The sequence below is a fragment of the Rhodococcus sp. PSi06 genome (assembly GCF_054960675.1).
This window is the reverse complement of record NZ_JBHNYO010000002.1, coordinates 35,791-56,966: the sequence shown is the minus strand read 5'-3', so window position 1 is coordinate 56,966 and position 21,176 is coordinate 35,791. Positions and strand designations below refer to the sequence as shown.

The following is a 21,176-nucleotide window of genomic DNA, read 5'->3' as shown; positions in this document are numbered from 1 at the left end:
GCCGAATCGAGTCGGAGTGTGTCGGGGGACCCGAATCGGGTACCGAGGTGTAACGGTCCGGTGCGTACGTACGGATATGTACTGAAAGGTAACTTCGAGTTGGCTCCGGTGAGAAAATAGAGATCGAAGTAAGCAACTTGCTCGACGTGTTGGGTGCCCACCGATGGCTGCTGGTTCAGCAGCCGGTGGGGGCGCGTGTGATTGTGGGAAAGAGAGGCCTCGATTGGACCCGCTAGGTGTGGAAGGTGCTGGACACGACGACGGAGTCGGCAGTCCTGAGCATTCGTCGTTCCCCCTGTCACCGGCCCAATTGGGAATGTGGTTCGCGCAGCACGTGGACCCGGCCGTACCCGCGAACATCGCCCAGTACATCGAACTACACGGCGACCTCGACGTAGCGCTTCTGCGCCGGGCCTCGTCCCAGGCCGCTCTCGAACTGCAGTCCGGCTTCGTGCGGCTGCTCGAAATCGACGCCGAACCTCGGCAGGTCGTCGACCCCACTCTCGACGACTCCCTGAACTATGTGGATCTGCGCGGTGAGGCAGACCCGCGCGCCGTTGCTCTGGCGTGGATGCACGACGACTACAGCGCGCCCATCGACATTCTTCGCGACCGGTTGATCGCCGCTACCGTCCTGCGCTTGGACGACGATGTCTGGTTCTGGTACGAGCGCGTGCACCACGTGGTGCTCGACGGTTTCGGAGCCGTCACCTTCATGAACCGCGCGGCGGAGCTGTACACCGCAGAAGTGGATGGCGTCGAGCCGACCAAGAATCTGGCGTCGGACCTGACGAAGGTCTACGACATCGACGTGGCCTACCGCGACTCGAGTCGCTTCGAGGCCGACCGCGAGTACTGGGCGTCGCGCATCGACGGCATCGACGGAGTGACCACTCTCGCCGGACACACGGCCCCGCCCGCAGCGAAGAGTCAGATCGACAGCACGGCCCTGTCCGCCGAGACCATGGACCGGCTCGAAGCTCTGCGAGCTGACACCGACACGACGATGGCCACCATCGTGATCGGTGCCTTCGCCGCCTACCTCGCCCAGATGACCGGCCGGGAAGACGTCGTTCTCTCGCTTCCGGTGACCGCACGTACCACTGCGGTACTCCGCCGTTCCGGTGGCATGGTCTCCAACGTCGTGCCATTGCGGCTCGACGTGGCAGGCGACACCACCGTCGAAACCCTTCTCGCACGCGTCAACGCGGAGGTCTCCGGGGCCCTGCGTCACCAGCGTTATCGGCATGAGGACATCCGTCGCGATGCGGGCAACGCCAGCGGTCAGGCATCGTTCTTCGGGCCCTGGGTCAATATCATGCTGTTCTTCGGCGAGGTGCGCCTCGGATCGATGGTCGGCGGGATCAATATTCTCTCGACCGGTCTGATCGAAGACTTCGGTCTGAACCTGTACACCAGCGTCGCCGGTTCCTCCACCCACATCGACTTCGAGTCCAACCCCAACTTGTACGGGGCGGAGCAGGCGGGGCGGAACCACGAGCGGTTCGTCGACTTCTTCGCCCGCTTCGTGGCGTCGGGCCCGAAAGATCGGGTGTGGGATCTCGAGCTGACGGACGGTACCGAGCGTGAGCTCGTCGTCTCGACGTGGAACGCAACCGAGCACGATACGAATCCGCTCACGTTGCTTTCGGCATTCGAGAGGGCAGCTGGGACGAACCCCGGCGCGACGGCTCTGGTGTACGAGGGCCGGGCGCTCACCTACGGCGACCTGTCGGCCCGCGTCAACGTGCTTGCTCGACACCTGATCGACATGGGCGTGGGCCCCGAGACGCTCGTCGGACTGTCGATTCGACGCTCGTTCGACCTGGTCGTCGGCATGTACGCCATCGTGGCGGCCGGCGGTGCGTGGGTACCCATCGATCCCGACCATCCTGCCGAGCGCACGGCGTACATCCTGGACTCCGCCCAGCCGCGCTGTGTGCTGATCTCCTCCCTCGACGAGGTTGCCCTGCCCGCCGGAACCGAGACGGTGGCGGTCGACCTTCTCGATTACAGCTCGCGATCCGCCGCGCCGATCCGCGACTCCGAACGCACTGCGCCACTGAGGCTGTCGAATACCGCCTACGTGATCTACACGTCCGGCTCGACAGGAAGACCGAAGGGTGTCGCGGTAGAGCATCGAGCAATCCACAACCAGATGGAGTGGATGCTCGCGGAATACCCGATGGACTCATCCGACGTCTACCTGCAGAAGACCGCCACCACGTTCGACGTCTCGCTCTGGGGTTTCTTCCTTCCGCTCCGAGTCGGCGCAACCATGGTGCTCGCGACGCCCGACGGTCACCGCGATTCGGTGTACGTGGCGAGCAAGATTGCCGAACATCGAGTAACGGTCACCGATTTCGTGCCGTCCATGCTGACAGTGTTCGTCGCCAATGCGCCGGTGAACACGTGCAGCTCGCTGCGACACGTGTTCGTGATCGGTGAGGCGCTGCCGGTCGAGACCGCTGCGTCATTCCGCTCTATCTGCCGAGCCGGACTTCACAATCTCTACGGCCCCACCGAGGCCGCTGTCTCGGTGACGTACTACGAGAGCAGCCCGCAGGACACCCGATCCGTGCCGATTGGTGTGCCCGAGTGGAACACCCGGGCTTTCGTACTCGACAACCGACTGCGGCCCTCGCCGGTGGGAGAAGCAGGTGAGCTCTACCTCGCAGGCGTCCAACTGGCCCGGGGGTATGTGGGTCGACCCGACTTGAGCTCGGATCGTTTCGTGGCCAACCCCTACGGTGCCGACGGAGAGCGGATGTACCGCACCGGCGACCTCGTTCGGTGGCGCAGCGACGGAGTGCTGGACTACATCGGCCGAACTGATTTCCAGGTCAAGTTCCGCGGTCAGCGGATCGAGCTGGGCGAGATCGAAACCGTGTTGCTCGCACACGAATCCATCTCACAGGCAGTGACCCTGGTCGTGGAGACTGTCACCGGCGATCAGCTCGTCGCGTACGTCGTCGCGGCCCCCGGACGATCCATCGAGTCCGCTGCCGCAATCGAATTCGCTGGACACGCGTTGCCGTCCTACATGGTGCCGGCTGCGGTGGTCGTCCTCGATGCACTGCCGCTGAACACCAGCGGCAAGCTGGACCGGAAAGCGTTGCCGGAACCGGTGTTCAGCAGCGCGAAGAAGTATCGGGCACCGAAGAGCCGCGCAGACTACGTGGTCGCGGGAATCTACGAGGATCTGCTCGGGGCGTCCAAGGTCGGTCTGGACGAAGACTTCTTCGAGCTCGGTGGCAACTCGCTGATAGCTACTCAATTGGTGACCCGCGTGGGCAGTGCTCTGGGAGTACGGCTCGGCGTTCGAGAGCTGTTCGAGGCACCCACCGTCGGTGCGCTCGCGGCCAGGGCGGAATCGGCGGCCCGGCTCGGAGCGGACGTGCCGGTGTTGGAGGCCAAGGAGCGGCCCGAGCGCATCCCGCTTTCGCCTGCGCAGCAGCGTATGTGGTTCCTCAACCGCTTCGACCCCACGACAGCGGTGTACAACCTTCCTTTCTCCGTCAGTCTGACCGGACCCCTCGACGTGGTCGCCTTGTCGGCTGCATTCGCCGACGTCGTCGATCGACACGAGACGTTGCGGACCGTGTACCCCGAGGTGGACGGTTCACCCGAACAGGTTGTGCTCCACGCGGCCAGGACACCCGCGAAGATCACGCCCATCCGGATCGAACGGAACGAGCTCGGTGGCCGGCTGCACGAGTTGGTGGCCAAGGGTTTCGACGTCACGATCGACACTCCATTCCGGATCGCGCTCTTCGAGATCTCACCGACCGAACACGAACTCGCCATGGTGCTGCACCACATCGCCGCCGATGGCGCGTCGTTCGGTCCGCTCGCACGAGACGTGCTGGTGGCCTACGCGAGCCGGATCAACGGGCGCGCACCCGAGTGGACGCCGCTCGAGGTGCAGTACGCGGACTACGCGTTGTGGCAGCGAGCTGTGCTCGGACCCGAGACCGACCCGCTGTCGATGGCCTCCCGCGAAATCGCCTATTGGAGTGCGACTCTCGAAGATCTGCCGGATCAGTTGGCGCTGCCGTCGAGCAGGCCGCGCCCCGCGGTCTCCTCGAACGCGGGTAGCAAGTTGCGCGTCGAGGTTCCGGCGGGACTGCACGCCTCGCTGACACAGCTGGCGCGCGCGAACAACGCCTCGCTGTTCATGGTGATGCAGGCGGCCTACGCGCTGTTGCTCGCCCGACTGAGCGGCACCACCGACATTGCCATCGGAGCGCCGGTGGCGGGCCGCGGCGAGCCTGCGCTCGACGATCTGGTCGGCATGTTCGTCAACACCCTGGTGTTGCGCACCGATGTCGATCCAGGATCGACGTTCGAGGAGCTCCTCGAACGAGTCCGCGACACCGATCTGTCTGCGTTCGCTCATGCGGATGTGCCGTTCGAGCGACTCGTCGAGGTGCTCAATCCGGTCCGTTCGACGTCCAGGCATCCGTTGTTCCAGGTTGCGATCTCATTGGAATCCGCGATGTCGCGGGAGCTCACAGTCGGCGGACTACGAGCGGTGGCCGCCGAATTCGACGTCCCCATCGCCAAATTCGACGTACAGCTGTGGCTGACCGAGCACTTGGACGACGGCGTGCCCGCGGGTATCGATGCGGTGTTCGAGTACGCCACGGATCTGTTCGATGCAGAGCTGGTCGACAGTTTCGCTCGTCGATTCCTCGACATCCTGGACGCCGTCACGATCGACCCGACGGTTCCGGTCGGTGACGTCGACATCGTCGACGCCGTGGAATACGAATCCGTCGTGTCCACGTGGAACGTGTCGGGACCGGACGTCTCTCGCGAGGTCACTCTGATCGACGTGCTCGACGCCGCAGCCTCGGCACGCCCGGATGGAGTCGCCATCCGCTTCGGCGGTACGTCGATGACGTACGGTGAGTTCGATTCCCGCACCAACAGCCTTGCGCGCGTGTTGATTTCGCATGGCGTCGGCCCCGAGAGTCTAGTCGCGGTCGCCCTCCCGAGGTCGGCGGAACTCGTCGTCGCGCTCGTCGCTGTGGTCAAGGCCGGTGGCGGTTACCTACCCGTCGATCCCAGCTACCCGCTGGACCGCGTCGAATACATGCTCGACGATGCGCGTCCGACATCCATCCTCTTCTCGGGAACAGGCCCGGTCGAGCTGCCTGCGGACGTCCAATCTCGTCTCGGCGCAACGTTCGTCGATATCGACACGGTCGACTTGGCCTCGATGTCGGATGCTCCGGTGACCGACGCCGATCGCATCCGTCCGCTTCGACCCACCAACGTCGCGTACGTCATCTACACCTCGGGTTCCACCGGTCGTCCCAAGGGTGTTCTGATTCCGCACCGCAACGTGGTTCGGTTGCTCGCGAACACCGAGGCGGTCTACGGCTTCGGAGCGGACGACGTGTGGACGATGTTCCATTCCTACGCGTTCGACTTCTCTGTGTGGGAACTGTGGGGTCCGTTGTTGTACGGCGGAACCCTGGTGGTTGTCGACTACTTCACCTCGCGCTCACCCGAGGCGTTCCACCAACTGCTGGTGGACGAACGGGTGACAGTGCTCAATCAGACCCCGTCGGCGTTCTACCAACTGTCCGAAGCCGACCGCACGGCCGCCTCGGCCGGCGGAGAGCTGTCTCTGCGCTATGTGATCTTCGGCGGCGAAGCACTCGAACAGCGGCGATTGAGCGGTTGGTTCGAGCGGCACGGCGATCGAGCGCCGCAGCTGATCAACATGTACGGCATCACCGAGACCACCGTGCACGTGTCTTATCAGGCATTGGGCCCTGCGTCCGTCGCTACGAGCGCGTCGGTGGTCGGTAAGCCGATAGCTGGACTGCGTGTTTACGTCCTCGATACCCGCATGCATCCGGTGCCCGTGGGGGTCCCCGGCGAAATGTACGTTGCCGGTGGGCAATTGGCGCGCGGATATCTCGGGCGCGCGCCACTCACCGCCGTGCGGTTCGTCGCCGATCCCTTCGCCTCCGGATCCGATGGGGGGTCGTTGCTGTACCGCACCGGTGACCTCGCGCAGTGGAACGCGTCCGGCGAGCTCGAATATTTGGGCCGCTCCGACGATCAGGTCAAGGTGCGTGGGTTCCGGATCGAGCTCGGCGAGGTGGAAGCTGCGGTGACTGCGCAGCCGACGGTCACTCAGGCTGCCGTCGTCGTCCGTGAGGATTCGCCGGGTGCGGCGCGCCTCGTGGCGTACGTGGTCTCCGCTGCGGTCGAGGGTCGCCCGATCGTGGACATCGAGGATCTCAGGGCTGGTATCGCTGCAGCCCTGCCGGAATACATGGTGCCGTCCGCCTTCGTTGTCCTCGACGCGATTCCGCTGACGGTCAACGGCAAACTCGATCGCCGTGCGCTTCCTGCGCCGGTGTTCGAGGTGCGCGAATTTCGCGCTCCCACCACCCCGATCGAGGAAATCGTCGCCGACGTCTTCGCGGACGTGCTCGGGGTCGAGCGGGTGGGATTGGACGACGACTTTTTCGAGCTCGGCGGTAACTCGCTGATTGCCACCCAGGTGGTCTCACGGCTAGGTGTCGCACTCGACGCCACCGTGCCGGTGCGCATGTTGTTCGAGGCATCGACGGTTGCGATGCTCGCGGTGCGCGTCGAACAGGCCGCCGGGGAGGGCGGGCGGACTGCGCTGGTCGCTACGGTCCGTCCCGAGCGAATCCCGTTGTCGCTTGCGCAGCAACGCATGTGGTTCCTCAACAGGTTCGACGTCGACTCCGCCGCATACAACATTCCGTTCGCGCTGAAGTTGACCGGCGACCTCGATGTGGCTGCACTGCAGGTCGCCATCATGGATGTCATCGACCGGCACGAGTCCCTGCGCACGGTCTATCCCGATACCGCGGACGGACCGCAGCAGTCGATCCTCGACGCCGCTCAGACGGTGCCGAACCTGATGCCGATCCCGACGTCCGCAGCCGATATTCAGCGGCAGGTCTTCGCCCTGGCGTCGACGACGTTCGATGTGACCGTCAATGTTCCGATCCAGGCCCGACTGTTCGAGATCGGCCCACGCGAACACGTGATCGCCATGGTGGTGCACCACATCTCGGCCGACGGCTGGTCGATGGGCCCACTGGCGCGGGACATCATGATCGCCTACGCCTCGCGCACCGCGTGGGAGAACCCTGCCTGGATGCCGTTGGAGGTGCAGTATGCCGACTACAGCCTGTGGCAGCGTTCGGTTCTGGGCTCCGAGGACGATCCGCAGTCGCTGATCTCGGGTCAGGTGAACTACTGGGCGGACATCCTCGCCGGGCTACCCGACCAGCTCGATCTGCCGACCGACCGGCCGCGCCCCAGCCGCCAGTCCTACCAGGGCTCCTCCATCGGATTCGACGTGCCTGCGGATGTGCACCAGGGACTGTCCGCGCTGGCGCACACCCACAATGCGTCGCTGTTCATGGTCGTCCATGCTGCGCTGGCAGTTCTTCTGGCCCGCTTGTCCGGGACCGAGGACATCGCCATCGGTACGCCGGTCGCAGGCCGCGGTGACGCAGCGCTCGACGACGTGGTCGGGATGTTCGTCAACACGCTCGTCCTCCGCACCGACATCGACTCGGGGCGCACGTTCTCCGAACAGATCGGCCGCGCGCGTGAGGTAGCGCTCGGAGCCTTCGGGCACGCCGATCTACCGTTCGAGCGTCTGGTCGAGGTCCTCAACCCGTCTCGTTCGCAGGCTCGACACCCGCTGTTCCAGGTGATGCTCTCGTTCGAGAACCTCACCCGGACACACGTCGACCTGCCGGGCCTGTCGGTGGACAGCGTCGCTCTCGATGCCGAGGTCGCGAAATTCGATCTGCAGCTCACCGTCACCGAGTCCATCGGAGTCGACGGCCGCGGACAGGGTATGGCGGCCGAACTGACCTACGCCACAGACCTTTTCGATGCCGAGACCGTCCGCGGTTTCGCCGATCGATTCGTGCGGATGCTCACCGCCGTGGTGGCCGATTCGTCGGTGGCTGTCGGCGACATCGATCTGCTCGCCGACGGCGAGCACGACCGCGTGGTGGCCGAGTGGAACGACACCGAGCACGAGGTACCGTCCGACGTCACGCTTGTGAACCTGTTCGACCGACAGGTCGCCCTGACCCCGGACGCACCCGCGTTGGTCTTCGAGGGCGACCGACTGACGTACGCCGAGTTCGATGCGCGAGTCAACCGTCTTGCGCGCCACCTGGTGTCGTTGGGCGTCGGCCCCGACACGTTGGTCGGGCTCGCGATCGCCCGCAGCCTTGATCTGTTCGTCGGTATGTACGCGATCGTCAAGGCCGGGGCCGGATACGTCCCGATCGACCCGACCCAACCGGCGGATCGAAACGACTACATCGTGGCTACCGCGGCACCGATCCGAGTGCTGTCCACCGTGCGCGACCACGTGGAGTTCGCCGGCGTCGACACGATCGACATCGACACCCTCGATACGTCGAGCTTTTCGCCGGAACCGTTGCGCGACAACGACCGGCTCGCCCCCCTGCGTGAGCAGAACCTCGCCTACGTCATCTTCACATCGGGTTCGACAGGACGCCCCAAGGGCGTCGGAGTGTCGCATCGCGCCATCGTCAATCGATTGCTGTGGATGCAGGGCGAATACGCGCTGACGCCGCAAGACGTGGTGCTGCAGAAGACTCCGTCGACCTTCGATGTGTCGGTGTGGGAGTTCTTCTGGGCGCTCCAGGTGGGCGCAACGGTGGTGATCGCCGTTCCCGACGGTCATCGAGATCCCATCTACCTACTCGATGTCATTGCGCGCGAGCGTGTCTCGGTAGTGCACTTCGTGCCGTCGATGATGTCGGTGTTCGTGCCCGAGGTCGAGCGGCGTCGCAGCGCTGGGGCATCGCTCCGGCTGATGTTCGCCTCGGGTGAGGCACTGCCGCCCACCACCGCTCGCGCTCTGCGGCGTGCGGTCGCGTCGGTGGAACTGCACAACCTGTACGGGCCCACCGAGGCCGCCGTGGACGTGACGTACCACGCCGTCACGGACTCGGATTCCGAGGTCATGCCGATCGGTGCTCCGGTATGGAACACCGCTGTCTACGTGCTCGATTCACGACTGCACCCCACCCCCGTCGGGGTTGCAGGTGAGCTCTATCTCGCCGGCACCCAGCTGGCGCGGGGCTACGTGGGACGTCCCGATCTGACTGCGGACAGGTTCGTCGCGCACCCGTTCGCTGCGGGCGGGGCACGGCTGTACCGCACCGGCGACGTCGTGCGCTGGAATCGCGACGGCGAGCTCGAGTACGTCGGACGTTCCGACTTCCAGGTCAAGTTGCGTGGCCTGCGCATCGAACTCGGTGAGATCGAAACGGCACTGCTGGCACAACGATCGATCTCTCAAGCCGTTGTGGTGGTCCGCCGCGAACAGCTCGTCGGATACGTCGTCCCGTCGGGAGTGTCGGTCGACACCGGAGCCGTCCTGTCGGCGCTAAGAGGCCGTTTGGCGGAGTACATGGTGCCGTCGACACTCGTCGTGCTGCCCGAATTCCCCCTCGGTGCCAGTGGAAAGCTCGATCGAAAGGCGTTGCCCGACCCCGCATTCGAGGTCACCGAATACCGCGAACCGACCAACGACATCGAACGTACCGTCGCCGAGGTGTACGCCCAGGTGCTGGGCGTCGAGCGTGTGGGTCTTGACGACGATTTCTTCGAGCTGGGTGGAAACTCGCTCATCGCAACGCAACTCGTGTCCCGTCTCGGTGTTGCGCTGGACACCCGGATCGCCGTCCGCGAGCTGTTCGACGCGTCGTCGGTGGCCGACCTCGCAGCCAGACTGGGCACCCTCGTCGCCACCGGCAGCAGGCCCCCCTTGGTCCCGCAGCCCCGTCCGCAGCACATCCCGCTGTCGCTGGCGCAGCAGCGGATGTGGTTCCTGAACAAGTTCGACGTCGAGTCGGCAGCCAACAACATTCCGATCGCCGTACGGTTGTCCGGTCTGCTCGATCGGCGGGCCATGCAGATTGCGGTCGCTGACGTCGTCGCCAGGCACGAGTCTCTTCGAACGGTGTTCCCGGAGACCGACGGCACAGCTCATCAGGTGATCGTCGATGCACAGACGGCCACCCCCGACCTGACGCCTGTCGACATAGCCGCACACGACGTGGCGGACGCGATGCGCGAACTGGCCACCACCGGCTTCGACCTGTCCAAGGACCTGCCGTTCCGGACGAGGCTGTTCGAGGTCAGTCCCACCGAGCACCTGCTCGTGTTCGTCGTCCATCACATCGCGGCCGACGGATTCTCTCTGGGTCCGCTGACTCGTGACGTGATGAATGCCTATGCCGCGCGGTCGATGAACCAGGAACCGTACTGGTCTCCGCTTCCGGTCGATTACGCCGACTACAGCCTCTGGCAGCGTGAGGTCCTCGGTTCCGAGAGCGATCCCACGTCCATCGTCTCGCAGCAGATCGACTACTGGACAGCGGCATTGGCCGGTCTACCCGACCAGTTGGATGTGCCGTCGGATCGTCCGCGGCCCGCCGTTGCCTCGAACAGCGGTGCGCTGGTGCGCTTCTCTATCGACGAGGATCTGCATCGCGGCCTGATCGACGCAGCGAGAGCCGAGAACGCCTCGCTGTTCATGGTGGTGCACACCTCGCTGGCGGTACTGCTGTCGCGGTTGTCCGGTGAAGCCGACATCGCGATCGGTACTCCGGTCGCCGGTCGTGGCGAGGCCGCTCTCGACGACCTGATCGGCATGTTCGTCAACACCCTGGTCCTGCGCACCGAGATCGATACGTCCCGGCGGTTCGACCAGGTGCTCGCCGACACCCGAGAGACCGACCTCTCTGCGCTGGCTCACCTCGACGTTCCGTTCGAGCGGCTCGTCGAGATCCTCAACCCTGCCCGTTCCACGGCGCGTCATCCCCTCGTACAGGTGGTTCTCGCGTTCCAGAACCTGGGTCAGAAAGACCTGGAACTGCCGGGACTGTCGGTGTCCACCGTCGACTTCGAAACCGTGGTCTCGTTGTTCGATCTCCAATTCACTTTCGTGGAGAAGATCGGTCCGGCCGGTGCCCCACAGGGCATGGTCGTCGACGTCACCTACGCGACGGATCTGTTCGACGAGGACACCGTCCTCGTTCTGTGCGAGCGGTTGGTCACCGTCCTGGGTTCGGTCGCGGAGAATCCCGCGGCCGTGGTCGGCGAGATCGAGCTTCTCGATGACAGTGAACGCACCCGAGTCCTTCGTGAGTGGAACGACACCGAGCATCCCGTCGACCGCTCGCAGACCTTGGTCTCGTTGTTCGAGGCCCAGGTCGAGAAGACCCCGGACGCAACGGCTCTGGTGTTCGAGGGTGAGTCGCTGACGTACGAGGAGTTCTCGAGTCGCATCAACCGACTCGCTCGCGTGCTGATCTCTCGCGGAGTCGGGCCGGAGACATCGGTTGCCGTCGCCGCTCGTCGGTCGATCGAGCTGCTCGTCGCCATCCATGCCATCGTCACGGCCGGCGGTGCATACGTCCCCATCGATCCGGACCAGCCTGCCGAACGTACGGGCCACATCCTCGACACCGCGGCTCCGGTCTGCATCCTGACGACCGACCGCGACGGGTTCTCCTTCGGCTCGGATGTCCCTGTTCTCGACATCGCCGAGAATTCGGCCGCGGGTCTCGACGTGTCGGACGCTCCGATCGGCGAGGCGGATCGACGTGCTCCGCTGCTGCCGTCGAACGCCGCGTACGTGATCTTCACCTCGGGTTCCACCGGTACCCCCAAGGGTGTTGCGGTGACACACATGTCCATCGTCAACCGTCTGTCGTGGATGCGAGAGCACTTCCCTCTGACGGCCGACGACGTGATGCTGCAGAAGACCCCGGTGACGTTCGACGTCTCGGTACCGGAGCTGTTCTTCCCGTTGCAGATCGGTGCGACGTTGGTGATCGCGAAACCGGACGGTCACCGCGACCCGACGTATCTCGTCGATCTCATCGTCGAACGATCCATCACCGCTGCTCATTTCGTGCCTGCACTGCTCGAGGTGTTCGTCGGAGAAGACGGTGTTTCGCGCGCAGAGTCGCTGCGGATGGTGTTCGCGTCCGGTGAGGCTCTGTCCGCAGGCGTGGGCGCTCGACTGCGAGCCGTGTTGCCGAACACGACACTGCACAATTTGTACGGTCCGACCGAGGCTGCTGTCGAGGTGACCTCGTACGACGTCACCGAGGCCGACGTCGACGTCGTGCCGATCGGGGCCCCGGTGTGGAACACCCAAACCTACGTGCTGGATTCACGTTTGCGACCGGTGGCTCCCGGAGTCGCCGGCGAGCTCTATCTCGCGGGTGTGCAGTTGGCGCGCGGATATCTGGACCGTTCCGATCTGACCGCCGACCGTTTTGTCGCCGACCCGTACGGCGAGCGTGGCGACAGAATGTATCGCACCGGCGACCTGGTGCGCTGGCGTGACGAGAACCGTCCGGGCACCGCCGGATCGGGTGGGGTCCTGGAATACCTGGGCCGCACCGACTTCCAGGTCAAGCTTCGTGGCCTGCGCATCGAACTGGGCGAGATCGAAACCGTGTTGCGGCGCCATCCCGGTGTCGGATCGGCTGTGGTGCTGGTGCATTCGATCGAGGTGACCGGCGATCAGCTCGTCGCGTACGTCGTGCCTACTCCTGGGTCGACCCTCGACCCGGCCGAGCTGACCGAGACAGCGGCGGGGTCACTGATCTCGTACATGGTCCCTGCGGCGTTCGTCGTGCTCGATTCCCTGCCTCTCACACCGAGCGGCAAGCTCGACCGTCGATCGCTCCCGGATCCCGAGATCGTCCAGCGCGAGTTCAGAGCACCGAGCACGGCCACGGAAATGGTTGTGTCCGATGTGTTCCGCGAGATTCTGAGCGTAGACCGAGTGGGTGCGGACGACGAGTTCTTCGCACTCGGTGGAAATTCGCTGGTGGCGACGAGAGTGGCGTCGCGTATCGGCGTCGCACTCGACACCACCGTGTCGGTTCGCGCGATATTCGAGGCCGCCACGGTGTCTGCGCTCGCAGCCCGACTCGACGAGCAGACCGGTTCCGGTGGACGAAAGTCGTTGGTACGCAGCGAGTTGCCCGAGACCATACCGCTGTCGCTCGCGCAACGCCGAATGTGGTTCCTGAACCAGTTCGACGTCGACGCCGCAACGAACAACCTTCCGGTGGCCATCGAGCTGACCGGCACGCTCGACGTCGAAGCCCTGGCTGCCGCCGTCGCCGACGTCGTCGAGCGGCACGAATCGTTGCGCACGATGTATCCCGAGGTCGACGGAACTGCGTCGCAGGTCATCGTCGACGCCGCGCAGGTAGTTCCGGAACTGCACGCCCGTTCGGTCGCCGAGGCCGAGGTCGTCGGTGCGCTCACCGATCTGTTCATGGGCGGATTCGACGTCGCGACGGTACCGCCGCTCCGCGCAGCGTTGCTGCGGATCGAACAGGAGCGTCACGTCCTTGCGTTCGTGACCCACCACATCGCTGCCGACGGCTATTCGATGGGACCGTTGACCCGTGATCTGATGATCGCCTACGGGGCCAGGTCTTCCGGCGTGTCACCGAACTGGGAGCCACTGCCGGTTCGCTACGTGGACTACACCCTGTGGCAGCTCGCCGAGCTCGGTTCCGATGACGACCCGCAGTCGCCGATCTCGACGCAGATTCGGCACTGGTCGCACACGCTGTCCGGGCTACCCGACGAAATCACGTTCCCCGGTGATCGGCCTCGCCCGGACACCGCGTCGTATCGCGGCGGAAACGTCGTCCTCAATGTCGGTGCAGCAACCCGGGCGAGCTTGATGGATCTGGCGCGCGACCATCGGTCGTCTCTGTTCATGGTGCTGCACACCGCACTCGCCGTACTGCTTGCGCGACTGTCCGGTGAGCGGGACATCGCGATCGGTACACCGGTCGCAGGCCGTGGCGACGCGGCACTGGACGATGTGATCGGCATGTTCGTCAACACCCTGGTGCTGCGCACGGACGTCGCGTTGGAATCGTCGTTCGTCGCTGCGCTGGAACATGTCCGGGAAACGGATCTGTCGGCCTTCGGCCATGCGGACGTTCCGTTCGAGCGTCTTGTAGAGGCTCTCGATCCGGCTCGTTCGGCCGCGCGACACCCGTTGATCCAGGTGATGCTGACCGTGCAGAACATGGAGCAGACCGAACTCGAGCTGCCCGGACTGCACGTGCGCGGACTCGACCTCGACATCGTCACGGCCAAGTTCGATCTGCAGTTCACGTTCACCGACAATGCCGACGGCAGCACGCGACTCGACGTCACCTATGCTCGCGACCTCTACGACGAGGACACCGCCCGCAGCTTCGGTACCCGGTTGCTGCGCATCCTCGACACGGTCGCCGAGAACTACGGCGTTCCGGTGGGAACCATCGAGTTGATGGACACGGCCGAGCGCGACCACGTTCTGGCGCTTGCCCGTACGGCACCCGCCGTCGTGAGTACGCCGGAGACGCTGGTGGACCTGTTCGCCGCTCGCGCCGCCGAGGCACCCGAGTCGGTGGCCGTGGTGTTCGGCGATCGCAGCTCGACCTACCGGCAGATCGACGAGGCATCCAATGCACTGGCCCGCCGTCTGTCGGCGGTCGGAGTGGGCCCGGAAAGCCTTGTCGCCGTGGTTCTTCCACGGTCCACTGACCTCGTCGTCGGCTTGCTCGGCGTGCTCAAAGCAGGTGGCGGCTACGTCCCGATCGATCCGTCCTACCCGGCCGATCGCATCGAGTTCGTGCTGACCGACTCGCGTCCTGCCGCCCTGTTGACCTGGTCCGGGGTCGAGGTGGATCTGCCGACGACATTGCCGCGCGTAGAGATCGACTCGTCCGAAGACGCGGTCGACACTGCGCCGTTGGAACCGACCGAACTGCGTTCACCGCGCTCCGACGCACACGTCGCGTACGTGATCTACACGTCGGGGTCCACCGGTAAGCCCAAGGGCGTGGTGATTCCGCATCGCAATGTCGTTCGCCTGCTTGCGAACACGCAGAGCGAGTTCGACTTCGGTCCCGAGGACGTGTGGACGCTGTTCCATTCCTTCGCTTTCGACTTCTCGGTCTGGGAGCTGTGGGGGCCGCTCACCACCGGCGGCACCGTGGTCGTCGTGGACTACTACACGTCACGGTCACCGGAAGCTCTGCGCGAGTTGCTGGTTTCCGAGCGGGTCACCGTGCTCAACCAGACACCGTCCGCCTTCTACCAGTTGGACGAGGCCGATCGAACCGCCGCCACAGCGGCCGATTACGCGCTGCGGTTCGTGATCTTCGGTGGCGAGGCACTCGAGCTGCGCAGGCTGTCCGGCTGGTTCGCCAGGAACGGTGACAGTCGTCCGCGACTGGTCAACATGTACGGAATCACCGAGACCACGGTGCATGTGTCGCACCGCGAGCTCGATGTGGCCTCGGCCTCGTCCGCCTCGGGATCGCTGGTGGGACGGGCGATTTCAGGACTCGCGGTCTACGTACTCGACTCCCGGCTCGGGCTCCTTCCGGTCGGAGTTCCCGGCGAGATGTACGTCTCGGGCGGCCAGGTCGCGCGGGGATATCTCGGCCGAGCAGGATTGAGCGCCACCCGTTTCGTGGCCGATCCGTTCGCTGCGGACGGATCGGTGCTGTACCGCACCGGCGATGTCGCACGGTGGTCCGCTTCGGGCGAACTCGAGTTCGTCGGGCGAGCCGACGATCAGGTCAAGATCCGCGGATTCCGGATCGAGCTGGGCGAGGTCGAATCGGCTGTCGCCGCAGCGGCGACCGTGGGCCAGGCAGCCGTGATCGCTCGCGAGGACACTCCGGGCTCGGCGCGACTGGTTGCATACGTGGTGCCCGTTGCGGGTGCTGTCGTGGACGTCGACACCCTGCGCTCGTCGGTCGCCGAGAATCTCCCCGACTACATGGTGCCGTCCGCGTTCGTCGTACTCGACACCATTCCGTTGACGGTCAACGGAAAGCTCGACCGGCGCGCGCTTCCCGCGCCCGCAGCTCAGCTTCGGCAGTTCCGTTCGCCGTCCACGCCGATCGAGGAGATCGTTGCCGGTGTCTTCGCCGGTGTGCTGGGAGTGGATCGCGTCGGACTCGACGACGACTTCTTCGAGCTCGGTGGAAACTCGCTCTTCGCAACCCAGGTAGTCTCTCGGATCGGTGCCGCTCTCGGCCGAAACGTGCCGGTGCGGATGCTGTTCGAGGCATCGACGGTCGAGTCGCTGGCGCACCGAGTGGAACGCAGCTCCGGGCCCGAGCGCCCTGCACTGGTGGCGCGGCCGCGACCGGACTTCGTCCCGTTGTCGCTGGCGCAGCAGCGCATGTGGTTCCTCAACCGGTTCGACAACTCGTCGACGGCCTACAACATCCCGTTCGCGATGCGGTTGAGCGGCAACCTCGACGTCGATGCGCTCGAGCAGGCCGTCCTCGACGTGATCGAACGTCATGAGACCTTGCGTTCGGTGTACCCGGACTCGCCGGACGGACCTCATCAGGTGATCGTGCCGATGTCCGAGGTGCGCACAGCATTGACCGTTGTGGACACCGATGCCGAATCCGTCGCTACCAGCGTCGGTGAACTGTTGGCGACCACCTTCGACGTCACCGCGTCGATCCCGTTGCAGGCGGTACTCTTTCGGGTGTCCGACACCGAGTTCGTGCTCGGAATGGTCATCCACCACATCAGCGCCGACGGGTTGTCCACGGTTCCCCTCTCGACCGACGTGATGACGGCGTACGCCGCGCGTTCCCGTCGATCCGATCCGCAGTGGTCTCCATTGGCCGTCCAATACGCCGACTACGCGCTGTGGCAGCGGGAGGTACTCGGCGACGACGGCGATGCCGACTCGATCGCAGCGCAACAGATTCGGTACTGGACGGACGCGTTGACCGACCTCCCCGATCAACTGGATCTGCCGTTGGATCACCCACGGCCCGCCGAGCAGACCTTCCGCGGCAGCCGCATCGACTTCCACATCGATGCCGAAATCCGCGCGTCCCTTATTTCACTCGCGCGTACCCACAACGCCACGGTGTTCATGGCCGTGCACGCAGCGTTCGCGACACTGTTGGCCCGCATCTCCGGATCGCAGGACATCGTGGTCGGTACCCCGATTGCCGGTCGCGGCGAAGCCGAGATCGAGAATCTCGTCGGAATGTTCGTCAACACGCTGGTGTTGCGCCTCGACGCGCGCTCCGATGCGAGCTTCGAGGACCTTCTGGTAGCGGCTCGCGAGACGGACCTGCAGGCCTTCGCGCACGCGGACATCCCGTTCGAGCGTCTGGTCGAGGTGGTGAACCCGACGCGTTCGACGGCTCGGCATCCCCTGTTCCAGGTGGGCTTCTCCTTCCAGAACTTCGTGCGGCGCAGCTTCGAGTTGGACGGTCTCGACATCTCGGCCCTCGACACCGACTCGACGACGTCTCAGTTCGATCTGCACCTGATCGTCACCGATACACCCGGATCGAGCGACCCGCAGAGCGCAGAGCACGGCGGGTTCGGGGCGATGTTGACCTACGCCACAGATCTGTTCGACGAGCGAACCGCCCGGACTCTGGTCGATCGGTTCCAGCAACTGTTGGGCGCAATCGTCGCATCGCCTGCGACCGCCATCGGCGATCTGGATCTCTTGCTGGGCGACGAGCGCGAGACCATGGTCTCGCGCTGGAACGACACGCATCGCAGCATCTCCGAAAGCACGTTGACCGACCTGTTCGCCGCATCGGCCGCGCGCGATCGCAGCGCCGTGGCTCTGATCCACGACGACGGATCTCTTACCTACGGCGAGTTCTCCGATCGCGTCGCACGGCTGGCGCGTCATCTGATCTCTGTTGGGGTCGGACCCGAAGTACGTGTGGGTCTTGCGATTCGCCGCTCCGTCGATCTGCTCGTCGGCATGTACGCGGTCTCGGCCGCGGGCGGTGCGTATGTTCCGCTCGATCCGGATCAGCCTTTCGAGCGCAACTCGTTCGTCCTCGAGACGGCCGAACCTCTGTGTGTGCTCGTCGCCGCGAACGGTGCAGACGAAGATGGGATCGCCTCGGTCGCGACGGCCGTCGACATCACCCAGCTGGACCTGTCCGGCTATTCCGCCGAGCCGGTGGCTGCGCACGAGCGGACGTCCGTGCTGCGCCCTGAGAACACGGCGTACGTCATCTTCACCTCCGGTTCGACCGGGCGACCCAAGGGTGTCGCGGTGAGCCACGGTGCCATCGTCAATCAACTCGAGTGGATGCGTGCGGAGTACGGCCTGGGTAGTGACGACGCGTCGCTGCTCAAGACGGCGGCAACGTTCGACCTCTCGGTGTGGGAGTTCTGGTCTCAGCCGACGTCGGGCGGACGGGTCGTCATCGCGGCTCCCGACGCGCATCGCGATCCGGACTATCTCCTGGCGACAATCCGCGAGCACGAGGTGACGACGCTGCATCTGGTGCCGTCGACCTTGACGATGCTGACCAGTGTCGCCGGCGGTTCCCTCGGACCATCCTTGCGTCGTGTGCTGGCCATCGGCGAAGCACTTCCGGCTGCTCTGGCGCAGGACTTCCGCCGTCGTAACACCGCCGAGCTGTACAACCTGTACGGGCCGACCGAGGCCGCTGTGTCGGTGACGGCTCACCCGGTGACCGACGCCGACACGGTTGTCGTTCCCATCGGTGTGCCGGAAGCGAACACTTCTGTCCACGTGCTCGATTCGCGTCTGCACCCGGTTCCGGCGGGAATTACGGGCGAGCTGTACCTCGCCGGTGATCAGCTCGCACGCGGGTACTTCGGCCGCGAGGATCTCACTGCGGAACGGTTCGTTGCGAACCCGTTCTCGGCGGACGGCGGGCGGATGTACCGCACCGGTGACCTGGTGCGGTGGCGTCTGGCGGACGGCGGTCCCGAGGGTGCCGACAGTGCACGACTCGAGTACGTCGACCGAGTCGACTTCCAGGTCAAGATCCGGGGATTCCGGATCGAGCTCGGGGAGATCGAAGCCGCTGTGCGCGCACTGCCTCAGATTGCCGAGGCTGCTGTGGTGGTCTACCGGGACTCGGTGGTCGGTCAGCAACTGGTCGCGTACCTGGTGGGTGTCGACGGATCGGCTCCCGACACGGCAGCGGCCGAGAAGGATCTGGCTCGCGTCCTGCCGTCGTACATGATTCCGGCCGCGTTCGTCGTGCTCGAACGGCTTCCGCTCAACGCCAACGGCAAGCTCGATCGCGCGGCACTTCCGAACCCCGAGTTCGCAACAGCCGAGTTTCGGGCACCGGTGGGACCGGTCGAGGAGGTCGTTGCGCAGACCGTCGTCGATCTGCTCGGCATCGACCGGGTCGGACGGGACGACGACTTCTTCGCGCTCGGCGGCAACTCACTGATTGCAACGCAGTTGGTGTCTCGACTCGGACAAGCGCTCGATGCGCAGGTTCCGGTGCGCGCAGTCTTCACTGCCTCGACGGTCGAGGGCCTCGCAGCTCACATCGCGCCCCTCGTCGGCGGGGGAGCCCGTCGGGAGCTGACGCCGGTCGAGCGGCCCGAGGTTCTGCCGCTCTCGGTGGCCCAGGACCGAATGTGGACGATCAACCGAGTCGATCCGGAGTCCGCCGCGTACAACATCCCGGTGGCGGTCCGACTGACCGGCGAACTCGATGTAGCTGCTCTCGCGGCGGCGTTCGACGACGTGGTGGCCCGACACGAGATTCTGCGGACCCGGTATCCGGAGGGCGCGGACGGTCCGATGCAACTCATCGGATCGGTCGCCGACGTCGGGGTCGACCTGACCCCGGAGAAGGTCGACCGAGACGCGGTGCCTGCCCGCCTGATGGAAGTCCTGGGGACAGGTTTCGACGTCACGAGCGAAGTGCCGGTACGTGCAGCTCTGCTTGAGGTCGGTGCGGACGAACACATACTGGCCGTTGTCGCGCACCATATTTCCGCCGACGGTTTCTCCATGGGCCCGCTCATCCGTGACGTGATGGTGGCCTACACGGCACGCGTCGACGGAGGCATGCCCACGTGGGAGCCGCTCGACGTCCAGTACGCCGACTTCGCGATGTGGCAGCGCGAGGTACTCGGCAGCGAGGCCGACCCGGACAGCGCGCTCGCCCGACAGCTGTCCTACTGGACCGAACGACTGTCCGGAGCTCCGGAAGTGCTGGAACTACCGACCGATTCACCGCGTCCGGCCCGGCCGTCGATGCACGGTGCTGCCTATCGGTTCACCATCGGTCGGGATGTCGCCGGTCGCATCGAGGAGATCGCGCGGGAGCACGCGGCCACCACGTTCATGGTGATCCACAGCGCGTTCGCCGTCCTGCTCTCGCGGCTGAGCAACTCCACCGACATCAGCATCGGCACGCCGAGCGCCGGCCGCGGTGAGCAGAAACTGGACGACCTGGTCGGCATGTTCGTCAACACTCTGGTTCTGCGTACCCGCGTGCAGCGCGCCGATTCGTTCCTGGATCTGTTGCAGCAGGCCAAGGAGACCGATCTCGCCGCGTTCGGCAACGCGGACGTGCCGTTCGAGCGTCTCGTCGATGCGCTCGGTCGGGCCAGGTCCACTGCATACACGCCGTTGTTCCAGGTGATGCTGACGTTCCAGAACCACACCACCGGAACGTTCGAGCTGCCAGGACTGCGCATCGAGGCGCTCGACGCCGGCGACGACCAGGCGAAGTTCGACCTGCAGTTGACCGCGGTCGAGTCGTTCGACGAGGCGGGATCACTCGCTGCGATCGAGGCGACGTTCACCTATGCGACGGAGCTGTTCACCGAGACAAGTGTGGCGATCTTCGCCGAGCGCTTCGGAAAGATCCTCGAGGCGGTCACGGCCGATCCGATGGTGGCCGTGGGCTCCATCGACGTTCTCACCGACGACGAGAAGGCCGAGTTCGCACCCAAGGCCACTCCGAAGACGATCGACGACCTGCCCGAGTTGGTGGCGCAGGCAGCGGCCGTCGCACCGGACGAGATTGCGTTCGAGCACGAGTCGACACGGGTGACGTTCGCCGCCATGAACGACAAGGTGACGCAGACGTCGGCGACGATGGGCGGTGCCATGAAGCCGCAGGCACTCATGACGGTGACATTGTCCGCTCTGGTGCCCGGCATACTTCCGGCCCTCGGTGCACAAGGGCTCACCACGGCTCTGGCATCGTTGATCGAACGTGCGGAGTCGGTGATCGCGTCATCGTGAGCGGTGCCGATCCCGGCAGTACGTATCC

At 65.1% G+C, this 21,176-nt stretch carries 1 protein-coding gene; it reads left to right on the top strand.

All coding sequences use genetic code 11. The annotated features are described in order from the left end of the window. The first annotated feature begins 163 nt into the window (after positions 1-163). Positions 164-21,148, top strand: coding sequence for a non-ribosomal peptide synthase/polyketide synthase (locus ACFI9K_RS02680; RefSeq protein ID WP_462662116.1), 20,985 nt, complete (start codon positions 164-166; stop codon positions 21,146-21,148). Positions 21,149-21,176: the final 28 nt, after the last annotated feature.